This window comes from Staphylococcus sp. FSL W8-0271 (assembly GCF_038006605.1).
GTDB lineage: Bacteria > Bacillota > Bacilli > Staphylococcales > Staphylococcaceae > Staphylococcus > Staphylococcus cohnii.
This window is the reverse complement of the sequence record NZ_JBBOVM010000001.1, coordinates 1165714-1191701: the sequence shown is the minus strand read 5'-3', so window position 1 is coordinate 1191701 and position 25988 is coordinate 1165714. Positions and strand designations below refer to the sequence as shown.

Genomic DNA, 25988 nt, shown 5'->3' with positions numbered 1-25988 from the left:
ATTATTGTTCTTCGTTTAGTTCTTTAATTATTTCGTATGCACCTTGTGCATTTAAAACTTCTGTTACTTTTTCACCAAGTTCTACAGGATCATACCCACGTTCGGTATGTTCGTAACGTTCTTTACCATCAGGTGACATAATTAGTCCTGTAAATTCTATTGTACCATCACTGTTTTTACTAGCATAGCCCCCTATAGGCACTTGGCAACTACCATTCATCCGTTCTAAAAACGTGCGTTCTGCAGTTACACATTCTGCAACATCTTGATTGTGGACTTTAGCAAGAAGTTCTAGCAATTCCTTGTCGTCTGAACGACATTCTATACCTAATGCACCTTGACCTATCGCGGGTATCAAAGTCCGCTCGTCTAGATATGAAGTGACGATATCATCAGACCAACCCATACGTTTTAGCCCAGCTGCAGCTAATAGTATGGCATCGTAATCTTCATTATTTAATTTACTCAAACGTGTGTCAATATTACCGCGAATCCATTTTATTTGTAAATGTGGATATTTTGCAAGAATTTGTGCACCGCGTCTTAACGAACTAGTACCAACAATACTTTGTTTTGGTAATTCTTCTAGTGGAATATGATTTTTAGCAATGTACGCATCATATGGATTTTCTCTATCAGGTATGCAACCTAAAGTCAATCCATCTGGAATTACACTTGGGACATCTTTTAAGGAATGAATTGCCATATCAATTTCTTCATTAAATAAGGCATTTTGAATTTCTTTAACAAACAGACCTTTTCCGCCCACTTTAGATAATTGTTTATCTATAATTCGATCGCCTTTTGTTACGATTTCCTTTATTTCCACTTCTAAACTTGGATCTACTGATTTTAATTTATCAATAAATTGTTTACTTTGCGTTAAAGCTAACTTACTTCTTCGTGAACCTACTACTAATTTACGCATCATGCGCATCCTCCTAGAAACAAGTCTATTCATTCAACTTAATTACACTTCAATAAATACCTGTCCATTGATGAAAATCAGATATATGTGAAGCAAAAAATAAATTAATCATACTAAGACAAAACAATAATATATTAAAATAAATTAATTTATGCTTAGTTAGTATTTTTTTCACTCTAAAAATCAAATAAATTCCATATAGCAATGTTATGACTGATGACATAATAACTTTAGGATCTATAATGATGTCTACACCTAAAGTATTAAAACCCCATTGCGCACCTAGTACAATACTTAATATTATGAAAATGAAACCGATTAAACTACTGTAAAATACCACTTGTTCAAGTGTGGCCACACTACCAATTCTAAAATATTTCTGGTCAAATCGTTTTTGTTTCAAATTATTATATTGTATTAAATACAAGATACAATTTACAAAAGCAAAAGCAAATAATGCGTAACTAATTACCGCCAAACTAATATGCACTATAAGTAATTCATTGATAATATTGAGTTTTTCACCGGTACTTTGATAATGCATAGGTTGGAATGTGTTGATTGCAATGAATAAAAAACCAATCATATTAAATAAAAATATGGATAAGTTTATTTGTTTGATCACATTGATAACTATGGAAATAGAAATAATAAGCCATGCTAACGCAAAAAACACATCAAATATATTCCCTAATGGAATTTGTTTCGTTACATTTACATATAAAGATAAAGAGACTGTTTGTAACATCCAAACAATCCCTAATGAAACAAAACCAATCATTTTAATTCTATGATGTTTTTTCAAAAAATCATAGAAATAACAAGCAATGCTAAATAAATAAATTAATAATATAAGTTCATTTAATCTAATGAACGAAAATTCTTGCATATCATCACCATTTGCATATGCTTATTCAAAACTAAAAATTTGACTTGTCGTAGCTACATTACGCTTTTTCTTTTTTGGTTTATAAGCTTGTTCAGCTTCAATGTCAAAAATGTTTTGAAATAGCTCTAATTTTTCGTTACTTTTTTTGTCACTACTCAACTCTTTCGCTTGCTTGATGGGATCTTTTAACATTTGGTTAATGATACTTTTGGTATGTTTTGATATTATTTTGCGTTCTCTTTCTGTCAAACCAGGAAGTTTTCGGTCAATACTACTCATGGTATCTTCTTGAATATCCATCGCTTTTTCTCTAAGTGCACGAATAACAGGAACAACACCTAACATATTAACCCATTCATTATGTGCTTCAATTTCTGCTGGAATTCTTTGTGAGATTTCGTCAGCCGCATTTTGACGTTGTTTTAAGTTAGCATCTACTAAGCCTTTCAAATCGTCAACATCATAATTAAAGACATCTTGAAGTGTATCAATGCCTGGTTCAATATCTCTTGGAACCGCAATATCAATCAATACGAGTGAATCATTTTTCCGTTGTGATTGAATAGAAGCCATCATGCTATTTGTAATGATATATTCATCTGAACTCGTTGAACTGATTACAATATCCGCATGTGCCAAAAGTTGTGGTAGTGCCTCCATAGATTCATACTTAACATTATGTGAGATTGCTAATTTCTGTGCTTTACTGACAGTCCTATTAACGATTGTCACATCAGTTACATCTGAACCAATCAAATTTAAGAGTGACAGTTCACTCATATCCCCTGCACCAATTATCAATGCGCTTTTATTATTAATTTTGCCAAATACTTTTTTACTAAGTTCAACTGCCGCATATGAAACACTTACTGCATTATCTGCAATATCTGTTTCATTATGTGCTTTTTTCGCGAAAGTAATCGCTTGTTTAAATAGATGATTAAATATAGTACCAGTTGTATCTTCCTCTTGAGCGATAAAGAATGCATCTCTAATTTGTCCAAGAATTTGAGTTTCTCCTAATACTACAGAATCTAATCCAGAAGTAACTTGCAATAAATGTTTTACTGCTGCGTCCCCCACTGTTACTTCAGTCATTTCTTTAATTTCTTCTACATCAAATCCAAAATTTCTCGCTAAAAAACGTTGAATATAATAGCGACCCGTATGAATTTGATCAACAACCGCATATACTTCTGTACGATTACATGTTGATAATATTACATTTTCTAAAATAGATTTAGTTTCAAATAAATCAACATTAGCTGAACGTATGGCATCATCTTTAAAAGCAACTTGTTCTCTCAGTGCTACATCTGCTGTACGATGATTAATGCTTATCGCAATTAAATGCATTTATAACGCCCTCCATACATATTACAATAAGTAGATTATAACACAATTATCATTTGAGTTAAGCATCTTGCGCACGTAAATTAGAAATATTCTAATTTACATTCAAATAGTTGTCATAATTTATACACTTTAACGAATTTTTAAGTTTTTATAAATATTTTTCGATTATATTCCAGACTTGTTGTTGTTTATTCGCTCGGATAGAAGAATAACTTATAATTTCATCCTCAGGTTCCATTTCAAGTTTTCGTTGAACATTAGCTAAATGTTTCTGTACTTTGCCTTTAGCAATTTTATCTTCTTTTGTAGCAATCACTAATGTTGGAATATCAAAATACTTCAAATAATTATACATTAAGATATCGTCTTCAGTAGGATTATGCCTCAAATCAACAAGCTGAATGACAAGTTTTAAAGATGTTCTTTGAGAAATATATTTTTCAATCATTTTTCCAAATGCTTCACGTTGTTTTTTACTTACTTTTGCATAACCGTAGCCTGGCACATCTACAAATACCAGTTGATTATCAATGTTATAAAAATTGAGTGTTTGCGTTTTACCTGGTTGTTGTGAAGTTCTCGCCATATTTTTTCGTCCAATCATACTATTGATAAAGGATGATTTACCAACGTTAGAGCGACCACTAAGTCCAACTTCACTTAATCCAGTTTCTGGATATTGCTCAGGCTTTACCGCACTTATTAATAATTCAATTTCATTAGGATTTATTTTCATTCCCGACCCTCTTTTCTATTAAGTCACTTCATTATTATATTACACAATTTCACATATTTATATGTATTTTTATATGATTTATACTGCTTTTAAAAAGAAAGAGGCTAAGACATATTAAAAAATGTCTCAGCCTCGTAGTTTGAATTTTTAACGTTGACGCATTTGAAATTTTGATAATTATACATCATATCAACGTTAATCTAACCTTGCAGCACAGCCAATACACATAAAATAACGCGTTGGCTTTAGCCCTTATTTCAAAACTGTCTTACTTAAGCAGAAGTTTGTTCCTTATTTACAAGGTTGCCTTCTTTATCGTATAGTTCAGGATCTTTTTCTTCATTAATTGTTTCTTCTGTAATTACTACTTTTACAACACCATCAGAAGATGGAACATCGTACATAATATCAATCAGTGCTTCTTCAATAATTGAACGTAATCCACGTGCACCTGTTTTACGCTCAATCGCTTTATTACTAATTGCAGACAATGCTTCGTCTGTAAATTCTAACTCTACATCATCAAGTTCTAACATTTTTGTATACTGTTTTACTAAAGCATTTTTTGGTTGCGTTAAAATGTTTTTTAATGCATCTACATCTAATGTTTCTAAATTAGATACAATTGGTACACGACCAATAAATTCTGGAATCAGACCATATGATTGTAAATCTTCAGGTCTAATTTGTTCTAAGATAGCATCTTCATCATATTTAGATGCTTCACTACTAGAAAATCCGATTACTTTTTCACCAAGTCTACGTTTGATCACTTCATCAATACCATCAAATGCACCGCCTAGTACAAATAAGATGTTTGTAGTATCAATTTGAATTAATTCTTGGTTTGGATGTTTACGTCCGCCTTGTGGTGGCACACTAGCAGTCGTACCTTCAAGAATTTTCAATAGTGCTTGTTGCACACCTTCACCAGAAACGTCTCTTGTGATAGATGTATTTTCAGATTTTCTAGCGATTTTGTCGATTTCATCGACATAAATAATGCCTTTTTCTGCTTTATCTATATCAAAATCAGCTGCTTGAATTAAGCGAAGCAATATATTTTCAACGTCATCGCCAACATATCCAGCTTCAGTTAAACTCGTAGCGTCTGCGATTGCAAAAGGTACGTTTAATGTTTTAGCTAAAGTTTGAGCTAAAAGGGTTTTACCGCTACCTGTTGGACCAATTAAGGCAACATTACTCTTTTGTAATTCTACGTCATCTTCATTTGGACCTAAATTTTGAACACGTTTATAATGATTATATACAGCGACAGCTAAAGATTTTTTAGCTTTTTCTTGTCCAATAACATAATCATTTAATTGGTCCATAATTTCTTTAGGAGTTGGTAATTCTGTTAGTCCTTCTGATTCTGATTGAGCTAATTCTTCTTCAACAATTTCTGAGCACAGCTCAATACATTCATTACAAATGTATACGCCACTTCCTGCGACTAATTTTTTAACTTGGTCTTGATCTTTACCACAGAAAGAGCATTTTAAATTTTCTTCATCTTCATTGAATTTGAACATTCTATTTACACCCCTATTCCCTAAAGACTATACTAGATAGCATTTTAATATGCAACTTGAACAAATCTCAAGTTTTTTGCACAAAACATTGTAGCAGACACATTAATTGAATGCATCTGCTACTAGTTTACAATATTAAACAACTATTCTTTGTTTCTACAAACAATATGCTTGAGACATTTTTAATTATGCTTCTGAGTCATCTTTAGATGGTTCTACTAATTTCGCTTCATCTACTAACATATCGATAACTTTTTGGATACGTACATCATTTTTAACAATGTCAGTATTGCCAAGTGTTTGTTTAATATCTTCTACAGAGATATTAAACTGCTCACTCATTTTTTCTAATTCTTTATCGATGTCAGCATCAGATACTTCAACTTCTTCAGCATCAGCAATCGCAGTTAATGTTAAGTTTGTTTTAACGCGTTCCTCAGCATCGTCTTTCATTTGTTCTCTTAATTGTGACTCATCTTGTCCAGAAATTTGGAAATAAGTTTCTAAATTAAGACCTTGTTGTTGCATACGTTGTCCAAATTCTTGAACCATGCGGTCTAACTCAGTTTTAATCATCGCCTCTGGAACGTCAATTGTTGTATTATTCGTAGCTTTGTTAATAGCTTCTTCTTTTTGAGTGTTTTCAGCGTCTGTTGCTTTTTGTTCCGCTAAACGTTTGCGTACGTTTTCTTTATACTCATCAACTGAATTAGCTTCTGCATCTAATTCATTTGCAATTTCATCGTTTAATTCTGGAACGTCTTTATATTTGATTTCATTAACTTTTGTTTTGAATGTTGCTTCTTTACCAGCTAATTCTTCAGCATGGTATTCTTCTGGGAACGTTACATTAACATCTTTTTCTTCACCAGCTTTAACACCAACCAATTGTTCTTCAAAACCTGGAATGAATGAACCTGAACCAATTTCAAGGTCATAGCCTTCTGCTTGTCCACCTTCAAATTGTTCGCCATCTACATAACCATCAAAGTCAATGTTTACAGTATCACCGTTTTCAACTGCACCATCTTCTTTAACAACCATTTCTGCTAAATGTCCAAGTTGATGATCGATTGATTCTTGTACTTCTTCTTCAGTTAATTCAGTATCTTGCTTTTCAATTTCTAAACCTTTGTAATCACCAAGTTCAACTTCAGGTTCAACTACAACATTTGCTTCAAATGTCATGTCTTCACCTTTTTCAATTGATGTTACATTAATTTCAGGTTGATCAACTGGTTTAATGCCAGTTTCGTCAATAGCTTCACCATATGCTTCTGGTAATAAGATATCAACTGCATCTTGATACAATGCTTCTACACCAAAGCGTTGTTCAAAAATTTGGCGAGGTACTTTCCCTTTACGGAATCCTGGCACATTAATTTGTTTAACCACTTTTTTGAAAGCTTGATCAATTGCTTTGTCTACTTTTTCTGCTGGAACAGTAACAGATAAAACGCCTTCGTTACCTTCCTTTTTTTCCCAAGTTGCTGTCATGTATAAAAACCTCCATGATTATCCTATTTTATTTTTTCAACTTCATTATTATAGCACACGTCAAAGCTCGACACAAATTATGAATTTTCTATGAATAATAAATAAAAAGTTGAAATTTATTTTAATTTTATATTACCTCTTAACATCATTACCCATTTTTCATATGAGTTAATGATAAAACAACCTATTTTTCTTTATCTAGTGACACGATGAGTGTAAGCACATGATTCGTTTCATCAAGTTTTTCTAAACCGACCATAGATTTGAAATAATTTGTATAACCTTCTATCCAAGTTTGCTTAGTTGCAATGCTTTCAATATTTAATGGATAAAGCAAAATGGCATGATTATTCAGCAAATGAAGTGCTTCCTCTACAAGTTGAGATGCACCATCTTCAATTTGCTTTAATACATTAGGTATGATTGTAGTTTTAAATAAAGTTTGTTCTAGTCCTTCAAGATCACGAGGAATCACATCGATTTCATAGCCATATTTATGAATAGTAATCGTTTGGGCATTTTTTGCAAAACGCAAGTATTCCAACATAATGCTTACAACATTTGGTGCTAGTTCTAACGCATTCAACAAATGGATGACTGTTTCTTGGTAACGATATTGACTATGGTCTATGAGCGTCAACATAATATTAACTTGTTCTTTAAGTGTTAAAGTATCAAAATTTTGTAGCATTTGAGCTGCATGTTCATTATGTTTATCAATTTGGCTTAATGCAAATTCCTTGATTGGAAACAGTTCCATTCTAGTTTTATGATCATTAACCTCATCTATGATTTGGTTAATGATTTCGACAACTTCAAAATATTGCCCCAAGCCATTTAAACTTTGGACATAGTAAATCATCAAATCGTCATAATTGGACATACCTTGTTTTAATAAAATGATGGCTTCTTCACGTAATTCTAAATAATATTCCATTTTAAAAAGCATCGCACATTTTAAAAGCGACATTTGTTCATCAAGTTCGAATTGAGCCTCTAATGACTCAAATAAATCATAGGCTTGCTCGAAATTATTTTCATTAAAAGCTTGCTTAATTTCTCTAATCAACTTTTCTTTTGATCGCGGAAATGGAATGATATCAGACATTGATCAACACCTCTATTGTATTGCCTGTAAAATGAGTGCACTCCATGTTTCAAATTCATCATAATTATCTATCTTATTATGATTGACCCATTTTATTTTTAAAGTGTCTGTCTCTTTTGCTTCTACATCATTACTATTAACATTTATCTTAAATACAACACCTAAATGAACTTCACCGACTTCATTTGTATCATCGTTGATAAAGCCTATGTATGCTAAATTTTGTGATTTACTTTCAGAAAGTCCTACTTCTTCATTTAATTCTCTCTGAGCATTCACTCTGAGCACTTCATTAATAGATTCAGCACCTTTAACGTCATTCATATGGCCACCAACACCGATTGAAGATTGCCCGTGTAAACGCGTTTCTCCACCACCAGTTAGACGTTCATAAACCAAAATTTCATCGTGTTCATTTTCTAATATACAATATGAAATAAGTTGTTTATAACTTGAATTTTCCTCCATATCACCACGACGTTTAATTTCATAATTCGATAGTGTTTCAAAAATGTCTTGTCCTTTATTCGAATTTTTATCTAAAAATCCATTAAATTGATTATTTTCATTATCAAATAAGATTTTTCTTGGTACAACTGTAATCATTTCATCAAATTTAGACATTAGTTTCTCCTTCATGTGTGACTTCTTTGTTATTTTATCAAAACATTTAAGTATCTCAAAATAATACTAATGTCAGAACTCTTACCAGCAATAAAATTTAATAATCTCTTATTCGAATCTCTGATTTGAAAAATAATTATTATATTGGTATTTGTTCAAGCTTCTCTATTTTAAAGTATTTACGCATTGCCAATACCACATAAAAGCCTGAGACAATATGGTGTCCCAGGCTTTATTTTAAAATTATTTTAAAGCTTCTTTAGCTTTAGCTACTAATTCACCAAAAGCTTTGTCATCTGAAATTGCGATTTCAGAAAGCATTTTACGGTTAACGTCGATATCAGCTTTTTTCAAGCCGTTCATTAATCTTGAATAACTCATATCATGTTGACGTGCTGCAGCATTAATACGTGTAATCCATAATTTACGGAAGTCACGTTTTCTTTGACGACGGTCACGGAAAGCGTATTGTCCTGATTTCATTACTTGTTGTTTTGCAACTTTGTATAATGTGCGTTTTGCACCGAAGTAACCTTTAGCTAATTTAATCGTCTTTTTACGACGAGCTCTTGTTACTGTTCCACCTTTTACTCGTGGCATAATAAATTCCTCCTTAAAATGTGTACATGTTTAATATTTTCGTTGTTTCTCACGCTAACTCGTCAATTATTTTTTATAAGATAATAATTGTTTTACACGTTTCATATCTGATTTGTGTACTAATGAAGCTTTACGTAATTTACGTTTTTGTTTAGTCGTTTTATTTGCAAACATATGTGAAGTAAAAGCTCTTGAACGTTTTAATTGACCTGAAGCAGTTCTTTTAACACGTTTAGCAGCTCCACGGTGTGTTTTCATTTTAGGCATGATTCAATTCCTCCTGTATTATCTGGTATTATTTTTCGTTTATTGGGTTAAGCATAATGAACATTTGACGACCGTCCATTTTAGGTCTTTGCCCAATAGTTGCGATATCTTTACATTCTTCAGCGAATTTTTCTAAAACGCGTTGACCAATTTCTTTATGCGTAATCGCACGTCCTCTGAAACGAATAGAAACTTTACATTTATCGCCTTTTTCTAAGAACTTACGTCCATTTTTCAATTTAGTTTGGAAATCATGTTCCTCAATTGTTGGACTTAAGCGAATTTCTTTAAGGTTGATAGTTTTTTGTTTCTTCTTCATTTCTTTTTCTTTTTTCTGTTGTTCGAATTTGTATTTACCGTAATCCATAATTCTTGCAACAGGTGGTTTAGCGTTAGGAGCCATTAAGACTACATCTAAACCTACTCTTTCAGCCATTTCTAGGGCTTCGGATTTTGATTTAACACCAATTTGTTCTCCATCTTGCCCTATCAAACGTAATTCTTTTGCGCGAATCTTTTCGTTAACTTGAGTCTGATCTTTTGCTATGGTTGACACCTCCAAGATTTTTACGAAATTATCCCAAGCAAAAAGAGCGAGTATATAATATACCCGCTCTTCTCTACACATGATATTCCCATGTATATATAGACCTGCCAACTGCGTTTAGCGTCGCCACAGGTGAGAAGCGGGAGCTTCTACTTGGTTCGTTTCGTATTCAACATTACCTATCTTAGCAACAATATTCATATAAGTCAACAGTTTGTTTTAATTATTATTTAATTTCGTCCATATCTACATCTTGATGTAAGTTTACTTTCTCTAATGGAACCATTCTAGTTTTATAACGCAATTTATGATAAATAAAGAAAGCAAGAAATACTGGAATACCCATATACGTGATTACAAAACGATTTAAGTTAAATTCACCTGTTTTGATAAAATCAACATCTTGTCCAATTATGACTAATACACAAAGTATTCCAGCAAAGATTGGGCCAAATGGGAATAGTTTAGCTTTGTATTTTAATTTAGATTTATCATAATTTTGCTTGTCAAATGCTTTTCTAAATCTATAATGACTAACCGCAATACCTACCCATGCGATAAAGCCAGTCATACCACTTGCAGCAACGATATATTCATAAGCGTCACCGCTCAAATGTTGCAATATAAAGATACCTACGACAATGATTGCTGTCGTGATTAGCGATACATATGGAACACCGTTTCTATTTGTTTTACCAAAAATTGGATAAGCTAATTTATCTTTACTCATAGAGTATAGCATTCTCGTCGATGCATACATTCCAGAATTACCCGCTGATAAAACTGATGTTAAGATAACCGCATTCATAAATGATGCTGCGAAAGCCAATCCTGCATTTTGGAATACTAATGTAAATGGTGAAGTTGAAATATCATCTCCACCGCCCATTAGTGCAGAGCTATCATATGGTATTAACATACCGATTACAAAAATTGCTAATATATAGAAAATCAAGATTCTCCAAAACACTTGTTTAATTGCTTTAGGTACTGCTCGTTCTGGATTTTCTGATTCACCAGCTGTAATGCCGATTAATTCAGTACCCTGGAAAGAGAATCCTGCAACTAAGAACACCCCAAGGATTGTTAGTAGGCTACCATCTAAACCGTCACCAAGAATTGGCCCACCACCTTTAGTAAATGTGTCAAAACCTACGAATTCTCCACCCATAATACCTAGAATAGTAAGTAGTCCAATTCCAATAAAGATAATAACTGTTACAACTTTAATTAATGCAAACCAGTATTCACTTTCACCATATACCCTAACAGACAATGCGTTTAATCCAAATATAATCATTAAGAACAAACAGCTCCAACTCCATGCTGGTATGCCTGAAAGTGGTGTCCAATATTGAATCACTTGTGCAGCAATTGTTACGTCCGCAGCAACTGTAATAACCCAGTTGAACCAATAATTCCACCCCAATGCAAAACCAAGTGATGGGTCAACGAAACGCGTTGCATATGTACTAAATGACCCAGAAACAGGCAAATAAGTAGCCATTTCTCCTAAAGATGTCATAAGGAAAAATACCATTGCACCAATAATTGCATATGCAAGTAATGCACCCAAGGCACCTGCATCATGAATTGCACCACCAGAAGTCATAAACAAACCAGTACCAATACAACCACCAATTGCTATCATGGATATATGACGATCTTTTAGTCCTCTTTTAACTCCATTATTTTGATTTCCTTCTTTTGCCATAGATGCTCCCTTTCCTTTAAACTTAGAGGCCAACTTACTATGCGATTATAATTATACTTTTATAGTTTTTATTAACATGAATATTGGAATATACATGTTATTTAATCAATTTGCTATAAATTTCCCGTTTTAGTATGAATAATAATCTTTAACCTAAAATAAAATGGTTGCATACCTATTAGATATGCAACCATTTTAGTAATAGCATTTATATAGGTAGCACATCACATATGTGACAGTCCAGTCCCTTTCGAAAACTGACCCAACCAAAAGCGCAAATGGTCACTTTTGGTTTCGGCATTTTTACCTTTCACAAATCCTACATACGCTCCAAATAGCTTCCGGATTGTTACTGATTAAAAACGCAACCTCTAACTCAATTTTTTTATTTTTTTATTTCACTAAGATTTAATATACATGATTTCAAGATTACTTTCAAGGTTATCTTTGTTTTTTAAGTCTGATCTCATCTACTAAATCCCAAATAAATGATTCTTTTTCAACCGTTTCTTGATCTTGAGAACCATATTTTCTAACATTCACTTCATTATTTTCCATTTCTTTATCTCCAACGACAAGTTGATAAGGGATTTTTTGCATTTGAGCTTCTCTAATTTTGTATCCCATTTTCTCATTTCTGTCGTCTATCTCGACTCTTACGCCTTGTGATTTAAGTTCATCTTGCAAATGTCTGGCGTAATCATAATGCAAGTCGACATTTACAGGAATAATTTCAACTTGTTTTGGCGCTAACCATGTAGGGAAAGCACCTTTAGTTTCTTCTGTTAAAAATGCAACAAAGCGTTCCATTGTCGAAACAACACCACGATGGATGACTACAGGTCTATGTTGTTCACCATCTTTTCCTATATATGATAATTCAAATTTTTCAGGTAGTAAAAAGTCTAATTGTGCTGTTGATAATGTTTCTTCTTTACCCATAGCTGTTTGTACTTGGACATCTAACTTAGGACCATAAAATGCCGCTTCACCAATAGCTTCTTCGTATGCTAAGCCTAGTTCATCAACCGCCTCTTTCAACATACTTTCTGCTTTATTCCACATTTCATCATCGTCAAAGTATTTTTCTTTATCCTCTGGATCTCTGTAACTTAAGCGGAATTTATAATTTTCAAAGCCAAAGTCCTCATAAACATCGACGATTAAATTAACAACCCGTTTGAACTCTTCTTTTATTTGATCTGGTCTTACAAAAATATGTGCGTCATTTAAAGTCATTCCTCTAACACGTTGTAACCCAGAAACAGCACCACTTGCTTCATAACGATGCATTGTACCTAACTCAGCAATTCGAATTGGTAATTCACGATATGAATGTGGTTTATTTGCATAAATCATCATATGGTGAGGACAGTTCATAGGTCTTAGTACCATTTCTTCATTTTCATCTAATTTCATAGTTGGGAACATGTCTTCTTGATAATGGTCCCAATGACCTGATGTTTTATATAAATCTACATTAGCCATTACTGGTGTATAAACATGATCATACCCCATACTCACTTCTTTATCTACAATATATCGTTCAATTTCACGGCGAATTGTTGCGCCATTTGGTAACCATAATGGTAACCCAGCACCTACTAATTGATTATTTGAGAATAATTCTAGCTCTTTACCAATTTTACGGTGATCGCGTTCTTTACGTTCTTCTAACATTTGTAGATGTGCTTTTAAATCTTTTTTATCGAAGAAAGCAGTACCGTATATACGTTGAAGCATTTTATTATCGCTGTCTCCGCGCCAATATGCACCTGCAGTTGATAAAAGCTTAAATTCTTTAATTTTGGAAGTAGACGGTACATGAACACCACGACATAAATCAGTAAATTCACCTTGCGAATATAAAGTAACATTTTCATCTTCTGGAATAGCATCTATTAATTCTAACTTATATGGATCATCTGCAAAAAATGTTTTAGCTTCATCTCTCGAAACTACTTTTCGCTCTATAGGATAGTTTTCATTAACAATTTGTTTCATTGTTTTTTCGATTTTTTCAAAATCATCGGATGACACACTTTCAGTCATATCAAAGTCATAATAAAAACCACCATCAATTACTGGACCTACGCCAAATTTCACATCTCCGTACAAACGTTTTAATGCTTGCGCCATTAAATGCGCAGTAGAATGGCGTAAAACTTCTAAAGCTTCATCACTACCAGGTGTTACAATTTCAATTTCACCATCTGTTTCAATGGGTCTTGTTAAATCAATGAGTTGTCCGTTTAATTTACCTGCAACTGCCTTTTTTCTTAAACCCGGACTGATTGAATGCGCAATTTCTTCAGTAGTAATTCCTTTTTCAAATGCTTTCGCATTACCATCTGGAAAAGTAATATTTATTTGAGCCATTTAAATTCCTCCTATTTATACTTACCTTAAATCATAGCGAAAAAGACATAATTACAAATGTAAAAACAAAAAGACCCCATCCCTAAAAGGGACGAGGTCTTCGTGGTACCACCCTAATTAAAGTTATTTCTATAACAATGAAACAACTTTACTCTACATAAGTTAACGGTCTTGAGCCGGATGTCGATTAAAACATCTATAATGAAGTAGTAACAGATAATGATACTTACCAAATTCTCATCATACATTGGTTCTCTGTGAAGTAATCATTTACCTATCATGTCTTCATTTTATTTCGCTTAATTTAGATTTAATTATATTATACAACATTTTTTTTATAATTCAATCGTTACGATAATTTCTGCCTTCCAAAAAATATGGTGTTGCTAAAGATTTAATTCTTTCCATAATTCTTGCTGCTTTTGTTTTTTCTGTACCATTACGCGTAACAGAAAGATGATATTCTAATTCTTCAAAACTTAGGTTAGAGCTAAAGAACGTTGGTAATTCTTGAACCATTCTATAATGTAATAATGGTCCAATCACTTCATCTCTCGCCCAAGGTGTAATTTCTTCAGCACCAATATCATCCAACATTAATACATGTGATTCACGCACTTTCGCAAGCCTTGATTCGAAACTACCATCTTTAAACCCGCCTTTTAAAGAGCGAATAAATTCCGGTAAATATACAATCGTAGAAGGTACTTTTTCAACTTTTAATTCATTGGCAATTGCACCTAAGATAAATGACTTGCCTGTACCAAAAGGACCGTGTATATATAAACCTTTAACTTGGGGGGGGTTTTCTACTATTTTTTCACAAATATCCGTTGCTGCCATTGCGACATCTATACGATCTCTCTTATCCATATAAATATCGCTTAACTTGGCATTTAATGTATCTCGTTGCATATGGTGTGAAGCAATTAAATGTGCATCGAATTTTTCTTCATCATGTTTAATTTTACATGGGCAAGGCAAGTAACGAATCTTAATGTGTTGATTTTCTACATATAATTCAGGTACGTGACCTTTAACAAAATTAGGGCAATCTTTAAAAGCATGTCCATCATAATGTTTTTCTTGATCCTTATATTCTTGTAAAATATTCAAATCTTCATCAATCATCGCATTCGTCACTTCAGATTGATGAGATTCTAGAAACATCTTAACGTCAGGGTCATTAATAACATCTTTTTTTATCTTTTCAATGCGCTTACTTAAATCTTTAGAATCACCCATAATATGATTGAAAGACTTCATATATTACTCCTCCTCTCGCTTGCTATTTAATCGTTTCAACAGTGCTTCACGGTCTCGTTTTAATGCTTCATCCTCATCTGGATTAGTATGATTTTCTGAACTTTGGTTTTTCGTATCTTTACTATCCCTTTCTTCAAGCCACTTAGGCGTCATTTCTCTAGAAACGAGTTGCTTAGGTTTATAACTACCATTTTTAAGTTGATTTGATTGATTGGATGTAGGTTGATTTACCTTTTTAGCATATTGATATGCTTCCTCTGCTGTTTTGATGCCTTTTTTCTTCCAATTTGATGCGATCTCAAAGATATAAGTTTTAGGGAGTTTCATATCTTCTTTTAACATTACAAATTGTAAAAGTATGTTAATTACACCAAACGGTAATTGTTCTCTTTCTATCAATTCTTCGACCATATATTTTTGTTGAGTCGTCGGTTCAGATTCTGACCACGAAGCAAGCATATCAATAGGACTGGTTTCATCTAATTGCTTTAACCAATTATTTGAATCACCTTTTATATGATTTTTATTTTCCGTGTTGTCATCATTGATATAATTTGATTTTTTAGCATTTAATTTGGGAAGCTGCTGCTCATGCTCTATAAGATAATACGTTCTAGCATGTTTACGCATTTCTTCAAAAGAAAGTTCTTGTGCACTAGTGATTGATTTTAAAATAATACGTTTCATTGCTTCTGGTGTCAAACCATATAAAGTCGCAATTTGTGTGATCAGCGCTTTAGCTTCACCATCAATCATTTTAGTACTAATAAAATGATTTTGTAATAAATCATAAAGTACTTCAAAATCAAAATTTACGTTAGATAAATCTATGCCACTATAGGTTTCTTCACCTTCGATCATCTGTTCATCTTCAGTAAGTGCTTGGTTAGGAACTTTAAACACATCAGTAAATGTGCGTGTAATATCTTGGTACTGATTTAAATCAATAGACATTTGATCCTCAAAATGTGATTTTAATTGTACGTAACGTTGCTTGCTTACTTGGCTATATAAATATACAGAAAGCATAGGATCATTAAAAAATTGTTGTGCTGATGGTGGTTGTATGAGTTTGTAAACGAAAGAAGAGTGTTGCTTAAAATGATGAACAAAAGATTTTAATAAACCAATGCCTTCTAATAAATCCATTTCTTTCCTGAATTCAAGTAGATTAATTTTCAATTCATTCATAATAATATAATGAGTCAAGACAACATCTTGCTTAAATTCCACAAATTGATTCAAATAATGATACAAACCGATAGCATTTGATCCAATCATTGGCGTAAATAATCTATTTAGAATTTCTAAATGCTTATGATTTAAATAAAAATGACGTAACACGTGAAAGTCATCTTGTGGCCTCAAACCATAATCATAGGATTGTAATCCCATTTAAGAATCACTCCGTTTGTTTTCTGCTAAAATCCCTTGCATTGATTGTAATAATTGATCAACATCTTTAAATTCTTTGTAAACAGATGCAAAACGCACATAAGAAACTTGATCAACATGCATTAATAAGTTCATAACGTGTTCCCCAATTTCTCTTGAAGATATTTCAGCACGTCCTTCATCTCTTAGCTTCCACTCCACATTATTGGTAATATCTTCTAATTGTTGATAACGCACAGGTCTTTTTTCACAAGAGCGCACCAAACCATTGAGTATTTTTTCACGCAAAAATTGTTCACGTGTACCATCTTTTTTTACAACGATTAGCGGTCTTTTTTCAATATGTTCAAACGTAGTAAACCTTGTGCCGCATTGTTCACATTCTCTTCTACGTCTAATCGCATTTACTTCATCAGCATGTCGTGAATCTACAACGCGAGAGTGCGTTGAACTACATTTCGGGCATTTCATCGAATTACCACCCTCTCAATTTGATTACCATTCATTATACTATAAATCATTAAGTCACAAAAGAATGGTATTACACAATAATTTCATTTACCTATTTAGATTCACTGGTTCTTCATATTTAAAGTTAAAACCTCTCGTTAAAGTGAAACTATTATTTCACTTTAACGAGAGGTTTAGATATAAGTTAACAATAAATTATTTTTCTTGATTAAGCAATTACAAAGCAATAACCATGTAAAACACTAATAATAATTGCACTCTTAATTAACAACAGTTGATACATTATTTTTTAATAATTGACCAATTTCTTCAGCGACATCAACAACTCTATTTGAATAACCCCATTCGTTATCATACCAAGCTATCACTTTTACTTTATTATCACCCATTATCATTGTACTTTGCGTATCGATAATAGCTGAATGTGGATTTGTGTTAAAATCCATAGATACAAGTGGCGCATCTTCAGTAGCAATCACATCTTCTAACGTATTATTTCTGAAAGCATCATTAACTTGTTCTACTGTCACACTCTTATCTAAATCAACTACTAAATCAACTAATGATACATTTTTAGTTGGCACTCTTAAAGCCATACCGTGAAGTTTTCCTTCTAGTTCAGGTAAAACTTCTTTTAGTGCTTTAGCAGCACCTGTCGAAGTAGGAATAATACTTTCATTGCATGAACGAGCACGTCTTAAATCTTTATGTGGATTATCGATATTATTTTGATCATTGGTAATGGCATGTACTGTTGTCATTAAACCATTTTGAATACCAAATTGGTCATTAAGCACTTTAGCTACAGGTCCAATACAATTCGTTGTACAAGACGCATTACTAAAGATATCATATTTTTCAATGTCCAATTGATCATTATTTACACCTTTAACAATCATTTGAACATCTCCACCTTTTGATGGTCCTGTTAACAATACTTTTTTAGCTCCAGCAGTAATATGAGCGACTGCTTTATCTCCATGATTAAATTTACCAGTAGCTTCAATTACAATATCTACATCAAGTTCAGCCCATGGTAAATTCTCTGGGTTTCTGTCAGCTACAAGTTTAATTTCATGTTCATCGACTTTTATACCATTCTCAATAGGTTCTACTTTTAAATCGTAGTTACCATGTGTTGTATCATAATTGATTAGGTGAGCAATTGTTTCCGGTGGATAGCTAGCATTAATCGCGACTACATTCATATTTTCATTTTTAAGCGCTATTCTTAATACCATTCTACCTATCCTACCCATTCCATTAATTGCAATATTTGTCGTCATTCGAAGCACCCCTCGTTTTAGTGTTATACTTTATGGAATTAGTATAACATAAATCGATAAATGCGAAAGCGTTTTCTTGAATAAAATTTAAAAATCTTAAAACAATTAAAATTATAGTTTTCTAAATGATTAAATTTTTATGAAATCATCATTTATTGCTTTGATATTTCTATCCTGTGATTTTCGTGCATGCTTGCCTGATGATATAGTTCAATCCTGTAGTTTCACATTCTTATTATTTCTCCATAATCTGCATGTTACAAATCGTTATAAATGTAAAAAAATCCCTCCAAAGTTTTCATTTATTAATTGTCCACTTTGAAGGAATTAAGCGTGTATGTTTTATTACACACATTTTATATTTATTTTTATATTTCTTGCGAATGACCTGTTTCACTTTCAATATAGCCTTCATCGGTCAATAATTGTTCTAAGTTTTGTTTTAAATCTAATTTAGAATCTCGATTATCGATGACGTGATCTGCCATTCTGCGTTTTTTGTCTATGGATATTTGACTATAAACACGTGCCTTTGCATCTTCCATAGAAATATCATTGCGTTGCATTAATCTATCTATTTGGATACTTTCTGAAGTATAAACAAGCCATACCTCATCTACTGTATCTTGCAATTCATTTTCATAAAGTAAAGGAATGTCCATGATTACATTATAGCCATCTTTTAAAAATGCTTCTTTTTCTTGTTCCATAATGTTTCTAACAATAGGATGGACGATTTCATTTAATTCTAATCTTTTTTCGGGATAATTGAAGACGATATCTCCTACATACCCGCGATCCATATTACCATCTTCATCAATTGCTTCTTCTCCAAATGTTGCACGAACTTGTTCAAGCCCTTCAGAGCCTTTTTCAACTGCTTTACGTGATGCAATATCTGCATCTACAATTTTAAAACCATGTGCTGTTAACAATTCTGAAACAGTTGATTTTCCTGATGCGATACCACCAGTTAATCCAATAACTTTAGGCATAATTTCACTCTTCCTTCATTTTTGACATACAGGACAGAAATGACTATTGCGTGTTGCAATAATTTGTGTCTCAATATCATTTCCGCACACTTTACATGTCTTTTGTTTATATACATTTAAATATTGTTGCATTGTACCAGTACTTCCATCCGCATGACGATAATCTGAAATACTAGTACCACCATATTTTATACCCGCTTCTAGTACTTCTCGAACATAATAAAATAACATTTCTTTTTCTTGATGATTTAAATCCTTAGATATACGTGCTGGGTGAATGCCAGCTCTAAACAATGCTTCACAAGCATAGATGTTACCACAACCTGAAATCACTCTATGGTCTAGTATCATTTGTTTGATTGGTTTATTTTGATATAATTTTTTATCAAACCAAGACATATAATGTGGTAATGCTTCTTTCTCAAAAGGTTCTGGTGCGATTTCTAAAAATGATGGATATCCTTCAAATGAAGCAACATTTCTAATCTCTCCAAATCTGCGAATATCTGAATAAACTAATAGTTTGTCATTATCTAATTTAAAAATAACATGCCAATGTTTACGATAATTAGGAGCACTAATGTCATCTAAATCATCTACAACAAAAAAACCACCAGCCATACCTAAATGACTAATTAGAATTCGTTGTGTTGAATTATTTTGAATATAAAAGACAATATACTTACTACGTCTTTCAATATTATTAATCGTGTAACTCTTAGTAAAATTTTTGAATGTATCTAAAGATAGACCTTTAATAATCGTTTCTTTTTGATTATTTTTCCCTTCTATCACTTTATCAGAGAAAATAATATCCTCAATTTTTTGCCCTTGTACAAAAGGTCTTATTCCTCTTGTAACATGTTCAACTTCAGGTAGTTCAGGCACTATATTCCCCTCTTTCTATTTCGCGTCATACCATGTTTGTCCATAACTAGATTCAACTTTCAATGGAACATCCAACTTCAATGCATTATCCATTATTTTTTCAATGAATTTTTCAAAATCATTTACTTCTTCTTTTGGTACTTCAAAAATCAACTCATCGTGAACTTGTAATAATAGCTGAGCATGAAAATCTGTATGTTTAACCTCATTAGCAAAATGTACCATCGCAAGTTTGATAATATCTGCTGCGCTACCTTGTATAGGTGTGTTCATCGCTGTTCTTTCAGCAAAACCTCTTAAATTAAAGTTTCTACTAGTGATATCTGGAATATAGCGTCTTCTGTGAAGCAGTGTTTCTACATAGCCTTGTGCTTTACAGTCTTTAACTATGTCTTCCATATATTGTTTGACGCCAGGGAAACTATCTAGATAATCATCTATGAATTTTTTAGCTTGTTTTCTAGTTATACCTAAACTTTGGCTTAAACCATAGTCACTTATACCATATACGATACCAAAGTTCACGGCTTTTGCTTGTCTACGCATTAAACTATCTACATTTTCAGGATCCACATCAAACACTTTTACTGCTGTGGCCGTGTGGATATCTTCATCATTGATGAACGCTTGTTTCAAACTTTCATCTTGCGTTATATGTGCCAATACTCTTAATTCAATTTGTGAATAATCCGCTGAAAATATAACGTTATTTTTATCACTTGATTTAAATGCTTTTCTAATTTTTCTACCTTCTTCTAAACGCACTGGTATATTTTGAAGATTTGGATCAATTGATGATAAACGCCCTGTTTGAGCCAATGTTTGATTAAAACGAGTATGAATACGATTATCTTCAGCAATCACTTTTTGTAACCCTTCAACATACGTTGATTGTAATTTCGCTAATTGTCTATATTCTAAAATATACTCTATGATTGGATGTTCCCCTTGCAACTGTTCTAACACATCAACTGCAGTAGAGTATCCTGTTTTAGTCTTTTTAATCACAGGTAATTTTAATGTTTCAAATAATACGACACCTAATTGTTTTGGTGAGTTAATATTAAACTTTTCACCAGCAGCGTCATAGATGTTATCTATTAAGACATCTAATTTACTTTGAATTTCTGTTTCCATTTGTTGTAATTCACTGATTTCTGTATAAATTCCAGTTTCTTCCATTTCACTTAATATCTGTGCTAATGGTAATTCTAAATCATACAATAAATCGGTTTGATTATATTCATCCAATTGTTGTTGAATTTTTGGTTTAACTTGACTGATAGCATTGATAATAGACCCCACATAAGGATTTAATACGTCATCTGCAGGGACATGTTTTTTCTTGCCTTTTCCATATATCGCTACACTTGATTGGACATAATGTTGACCATAGTTTGCCACCACAGAATTCACGTCATCAATTGTGCGTGAAGGATCAATAATGTAACTTGCTAACATCACATCAAACACAATATGCTTAATACTAATACCAAGTCGATGTGCAACAACATAAGATTTTTTGGCATCATAAACAATCTTTTCAGTTTTATCGTCTTCAAGCCAAGCAATTAATGATTGATTCTGAGTTAATTGTTCTGCATTAACTACAACATAATGTTGACCATCAAACAAACCAAATTTCAAAATATTATCCTTTAAGTAGTTGGCACCATCCAATTCAAAATGGATAGTAGCTGCTTCTAATGAGTTGAAATCAACGTTTGTAAAATTATCTTCTATTTCAATATCCATGTCTTGCACTTCAGTTACATTATTTGAAGCATCCATCTGATCTAAGAGTTGATTGAATTCTAACTTTTTAAATAGTTCAATTTTATCCTCAGTATCTGAATGATCCGGTAATTTTGTATCCTCTAACGATACATCAATCGGGCTATCACAATTGATGGTTGCTAATGTTTTACTCATTAAAGCATCATCTTTACTATTTTCAAGTTTTTCTTTCAGTTTTTTTCCTGATACTTCATCTAGGTGATCGTATACATTTTCAACAGTTGAAAATTGCTTCAATAGTTTAATTGCTGTTTTTTCACCGACACCAGCTACTCCAGGAATATTATCTGAAGTGTCCCCCATTAAACCTTTCATGTCGATAATTTGTTTCGGTGTTAGACCATTATATTTTTCAGCTATAAACGTCGGTGTATAATGATCGACGTCTGTCACACCTTTTTTAGTATAATAAATGGTTACATCATCGGTTGCTAACTGTGTTAAATCACGATCTCCTGTAATGATTATTGTTTGGAAGTTTTCTTGATTAGCTTGTTTACTTAATGTACCTATTATATCATCTGCTTCATAGTTTTCTAATTCATAACGTTTAATACGATATGCATCCAATAGCTGTCTCACGTATGGAAATTGCTCACTAAGCTCTGGAGGAGTGGATTGTCGTCCACCTTTATATTCACTATATTGCGCGTGTCTAAATGTTGTTTTCCCAGCATCAAAAGCGACTAAAAAATGTGTGGGCTGTTCTTCTTTAATTATCTTTTCCAACAACATTGCAAAACCATAAACGGCGTTCGTATGAATACCAGCTTTATTTTGTAATAATGGTAACGCATAAAAAGCTCTAAAGCTTAAACTGTTTCCATCAATTAAAATTAATTTATTCAATATTTTAACCTCCAACACATATTTACTTTTCATTTTATCATAAATTATAGGACAATCCGTATTCATTCGATGACGTTGCGTCAAATTGAGCTTCTCAACTAATTAGCATTAGATTGGTAGTCACTGATAAAGGCATACTTTTTAATTTTATGTACTTGTACGACTGATGCAAGCGCATGAGTCTCTGCTCAATTAATCCTCTATCTTATTCCTTCTGTGCACCTTTACGCATGTACATGACAACACAAGCATCATCAAATTGATTAAATATATACTTTCATTGAATTTTACAGTCACAAAATAAAACAATCGATTTAACCTTGACCAATTATGGTTAAATCGATTGCAGATATTATTTTATTCAAAAAATGTGACTCTAAAGGTAGAACCTTTTTCCGGTTCACTAAACACATTAATTCTACCTTGATGTGCTTCCATAATATGTTTCGTAATAGATAAACCTAGACCAGTACCTCCAGAATCTCTACTACGTGCTTTATCTACACGATAAAAGCGTTCAAATATGTGTTTTTGATCTTGTTTGCTAATGCCAATACCAAAATCTTGAACTTCAAGCATGCGCTTATTACCTTCTTTGAAAACACGCACGATGACTTGTCCAGATACTTTAGAATAACTTATTGCGTTCGAAAGTAAATTAAGTGCTACTTGCGAAACTTTATCTTTATTCGCTTCTATAATAATATCTGGTGCAATTTCATTAACGATTGTTATATTTTTACTTTCTGCGATATTTTGCATATGTCTCATTGTTGATTCAGCAATTTCAGACAAACTTGTTGGCTCTGTTTCCAATTGTGTTTGTTTTTCAACATGAGATAAATCTAACAAGTCATATACTAATGTTTCAATACGATTAGATTCTTTAGAAATAATTTTTAAAAAGTCATTTAATGTTTGTTCATCATCTTTTGCACCGTCTAACAGTGTTTCGGCAAATCCTTTTATAGATGTGATTGGTGTTTTCAATTCATGAGATACATTAGCCACAAATTCACGTCTTAAATTTTCCAACTTTTTCAAATTCGTAATATCATGTAGCACAACAACCATACCATAAAGATTTTTTTTATTTTTAGATAAAATTGGAATACATGCAGTGTCAAAATATTTTTGATGGACCTGGTCAATCGTCAATTCGATTTGATCATATGTTGGTTTTTCAACTTTAAATGCTGCAGCGATTAACTTCTGTATCTCTGGATCTATAAAATCAATATAACTTTTATGTTCTACAACATTGTCTGGACTAAACACATCGTAATACGATTTATTGGCAATTACAATTTCGCCATATTTATCAATCATTAAAATTGAACTAGGTATATTTTCTATCGTTGTTTTCAAGCGATTAGATTGCAACTTTTGTTTATGATTTAAGCGTTGTAATCTTCTGGCTAACTCATTAGTGGTGACGAATAGTTCCCTTGTTTCTTTTACATTACTTTCTGGAACTCTTACATGATAATAACCTTCAGCTAAAAGATTGGTAGCATATGTCACTTCATTAATGGGTCTAATGTAAGTTCTATTAATACTTCTGACGACAAAGAAAATAATAACCAAAACAAATAATCCAATTAAGCCAACATATTTCCATATACCTATTTGTAATTCTAGGATTTGATTATTAATACCACTGATAATCACATCTTTATCTCTAATCGATGTTTTAAAAGTGTATCTTCGATCATCCCCGAATTTATCGTAAACTATTTTAGATGGATTCGCTTCATTATTAATATCGTCGTTAAATTGGATCCTTTCTTTTGTGGAAAACACTTCATCGTTATCTTTCGTGAGTATAAATGTGAAATTTTCATTTTTTGCAATATCTTTGATTTCATCTGTTTTATCATGATTATATAAACTAACTAAATGTTGTGCTTGATGCTCTAAGTCACCTTGTTGGCTCGAAATGACAGTATTATAAATGACATGTGTAATTATTGCACCTAATGCAACAAAACTAATGATAACGATGGTACATAATAAAAATAAGAGTCTTTGGTTAAACTTTAGCATTAGACTTTAGGTCTTTCCAATTTATAACCTAAACCTCTAACTGTTTTTATCAATTTAGGTTGTTTCGGATTCTCTTCTAATTTATCTCTTAAATGACTTATATGTACATCCACAATTCTTGAATCACCTGCAAATTCATAATTCCAAACAGAATTTAACATATGTTCTCGCGTGATTACTCTGCCTTGTCTTTCAATAAGGTAAAGTAACAGTTCAAACTCTTTAGGCGTGAGCTCTAATAATTCATCTTCGCGATAAACTTCAAAATATTCTGGTCTAATTCTTATAGAACCAATTAAAATATCATCCTCATCATTTTCAACTGGTACTGCTTCATTGATCATTGCAGAGCGTCTTAAAATAGCTTTAACTCTTGCGACAACCTCTCTCGGTGAAAACGGTTTAGTCATATAATCGTCTGCACCAAGCTCTAAACCTAACACACGATCAAATTCATCATCTTTAGCAGTTAACATCAAAATTGGTACTAAATTTTTATCAGATCGAATTGTTTTACAAACTTCGATACCATCTTTCTTAGGAAGCATAACATCTAATACAACCAATTCCGGATTTACAGTATTCACTTTTTCTAAGGCTTCTTCACCATCATAGGCAACATCCACTATGTATCCAGCTTGCTCTAAATTATATTTTAACAAGGTTACAATTGATTGCTCATCATCTACTACAAGTACTTTTTGTGACATAGTATACCTCCAATTTTATGATTACAAATTAATTATAACGTAAATTTTAATAAAAATAACATACTTAAAAGTTTTTTTACATAAACTTAATAAATAGAAAATAAT

General features: G+C 32.3%; 22 protein-coding genes, 1 riboswitch and 1 other annotated feature. All 22 genes read right to left on the bottom strand.

All coding sequences use genetic code 11. The features are described from left to right. Window position 1 precedes the first annotated feature (1 nt). Window positions 2-928: a hydroxymethylbilane synthase gene (gene hemC, locus NST87_RS05885; protein WP_019468486.1), complete on the bottom strand. Its 927-nt coding sequence runs from the start codon at window positions 926-928 to the stop codon at window positions 2-4. 49 nt (window positions 929-977) lie between these two features. Continuing rightward, a complete protein-coding gene (gene ccsA / locus NST87_RS05880) occupies window positions 978-1817 on the bottom strand; it encodes a cytochrome c biogenesis protein (protein ID WP_019468485.1) in 840 nt (279 codons plus the stop codon). A 21-nt stretch (window positions 1818-1838) separates the two neighbouring features. Then, window positions 1839-3173: a glutamyl-tRNA reductase gene (gene hemA / locus NST87_RS05875; protein WP_019468484.1), complete on the bottom strand. Its 1335-nt coding sequence runs from the start codon at window positions 3171-3173 to the stop codon at window positions 1839-1841. Window positions 3174-3321: 148 nt separating this feature from the next. Beyond that, entirely contained in the window at window positions 3322-3909 is a 588-nt protein-coding gene (yihA, locus tag NST87_RS05870; RefSeq protein WP_019468483.1) for a ribosome biogenesis GTP-binding protein YihA/YsxC, read from the bottom strand. A 272-nt stretch (window positions 3910-4181) separates the two neighbouring features. Beyond that, window positions 4182-5444, bottom strand: a complete 1263-nt coding sequence (gene clpX / locus NST87_RS05865) for an ATP-dependent Clp protease ATP-binding subunit ClpX (RefSeq protein WP_340721399.1) — start codon at window positions 5442-5444, stop codon at window positions 4182-4184. Between the two features lie 186 nt (window positions 5445-5630). Further along, window positions 5631-6941, bottom strand: a complete 1311-nt coding sequence (gene tig, locus NST87_RS05860; RefSeq protein WP_019468481.1) for a trigger factor — start codon at window positions 6939-6941, stop codon at window positions 5631-5633. Between the two features lie 184 nt (window positions 6942-7125). Continuing rightward, the gene (locus NST87_RS05855; protein ID WP_019468480.1) at window positions 7126-8049 is read right to left on the bottom strand and encodes a hypothetical protein; all 924 of its coding nucleotides are present in this window, start codon (window positions 8047-8049) and stop codon (window positions 7126-7128) included. A 12-nt stretch (window positions 8050-8061) separates the two neighbouring features. Beyond that, window positions 8062-8673, bottom strand: a complete 612-nt coding sequence (locus NST87_RS05850; protein WP_019468479.1) for an NUDIX domain-containing protein — start codon at window positions 8671-8673, stop codon at window positions 8062-8064. A gap of 243 nt (window positions 8674-8916) precedes the next feature. Next, complete coding sequence (rplT, locus tag NST87_RS05845) at window positions 8917-9273, bottom strand: 50S ribosomal protein L20 (protein ID WP_019468478.1); 357 nt, start codon at window positions 9271-9273, stop codon at window positions 8917-8919. A 66-nt stretch (window positions 9274-9339) separates the two neighbouring features. Continuing rightward, a complete protein-coding gene (rpmI, locus tag NST87_RS05840) occupies window positions 9340-9540 on the bottom strand; it encodes a 50S ribosomal protein L35 (protein ID WP_019468477.1) in 201 nt (66 codons plus the stop codon). A gap of 28 nt (window positions 9541-9568) precedes the next feature. Further along, window positions 9569-10096, bottom strand: a complete 528-nt coding sequence (gene infC / locus NST87_RS05835; protein WP_037539866.1) for a translation initiation factor IF-3 — start codon at window positions 10094-10096, stop codon at window positions 9569-9571. 23 nt (window positions 10097-10119) lie between these two features. After that, window positions 10120-10248: a sequence feature (ribosomal protein L20 leader region), on the bottom strand. Window positions 10249-10313: 65 nt separating this feature from the next. Further along, window positions 10314-11801 carry an amino acid permease gene (locus tag NST87_RS05830; RefSeq protein WP_019468475.1) on the bottom strand — a complete coding sequence of 496 codons (1488 nt, stop codon included), beginning with the start codon at window positions 11799-11801 and terminating at the stop codon, window positions 10314-10316. Window positions 11802-12010: 209 nt separating this feature from the next. After that, window positions 12011-12183: riboswitch (Lysine riboswitch) on the bottom strand. A gap of 59 nt (window positions 12184-12242) precedes the next feature. After that, the gene (gene thrS, locus NST87_RS05825) at window positions 12243-14180 is read right to left on the bottom strand and encodes a threonine--tRNA ligase (protein ID WP_019468474.1); all 1938 of its coding nucleotides are present in this window, start codon (window positions 14178-14180) and stop codon (window positions 12243-12245) included. 342 nt (window positions 14181-14522) lie between these two features. Continuing rightward, window positions 14523-15446 (bottom strand): primosomal protein DnaI, encoded by a 924-nt coding sequence (dnaI, locus tag NST87_RS05820; protein WP_340721398.1) that lies wholly within the window; start codon window positions 15444-15446, stop codon window positions 14523-14525. A 3-nt stretch (window positions 15447-15449) separates the two neighbouring features. After that, a complete protein-coding gene (locus NST87_RS05815) occupies window positions 15450-16841 on the bottom strand; it encodes a replication initiation and membrane attachment family protein (protein ID WP_340721396.1) in 1392 nt (463 codons plus the stop codon). Further along, window positions 16842-17312, bottom strand: a complete 471-nt coding sequence (nrdR, locus tag NST87_RS05810) for a transcriptional regulator NrdR (RefSeq protein WP_040030011.1) — start codon at window positions 17310-17312, stop codon at window positions 16842-16844. Between the two features lie 260 nt (window positions 17313-17572). After that, window positions 17573-18598, bottom strand: coding sequence for a type I glyceraldehyde-3-phosphate dehydrogenase (gene gap, locus NST87_RS05805; protein ID WP_019468633.1), 1026 nt, complete (start codon window positions 18596-18598; stop codon window positions 17573-17575). Window positions 18599-18966: 368 nt separating this feature from the next. Next, the gene (coaE, locus tag NST87_RS05800; protein ID WP_040030010.1) at window positions 18967-19593 is read right to left on the bottom strand and encodes a dephospho-CoA kinase; all 627 of its coding nucleotides are present in this window, start codon (window positions 19591-19593) and stop codon (window positions 18967-18969) included. A gap of 15 nt (window positions 19594-19608) precedes the next feature. After that, window positions 19609-20481, bottom strand: a complete 873-nt coding sequence (gene mutM, locus NST87_RS05795) for a bifunctional DNA-formamidopyrimidine glycosylase/DNA-(apurinic or apyrimidinic site) lyase (RefSeq protein ID WP_019468631.1) — start codon at window positions 20479-20481, stop codon at window positions 19609-19611. 15 nt (window positions 20482-20496) lie between these two features. Next, window positions 20497-23127 (bottom strand): DNA polymerase I, encoded by a 2631-nt coding sequence (gene polA / locus NST87_RS05790; RefSeq protein WP_040030009.1) that lies wholly within the window; start codon window positions 23125-23127, stop codon window positions 20497-20499. Window positions 23128-23484: 357 nt separating this feature from the next. Next, entirely contained in the window at window positions 23485-25173 is a 1689-nt protein-coding gene (gene pnpS, locus NST87_RS05785; protein ID WP_040030008.1) for a two-component system histidine kinase PnpS, read from the bottom strand. Next, entirely contained in the window at window positions 25173-25883 is a 711-nt protein-coding gene (locus tag NST87_RS05780; protein WP_019468628.1) for a response regulator transcription factor, read from the bottom strand. The genes pnpS and NST87_RS05780 overlap by 1 nt, the downstream gene beginning before the upstream one ends. Window positions 25884-25988: the final 105 nt, after the last annotated feature.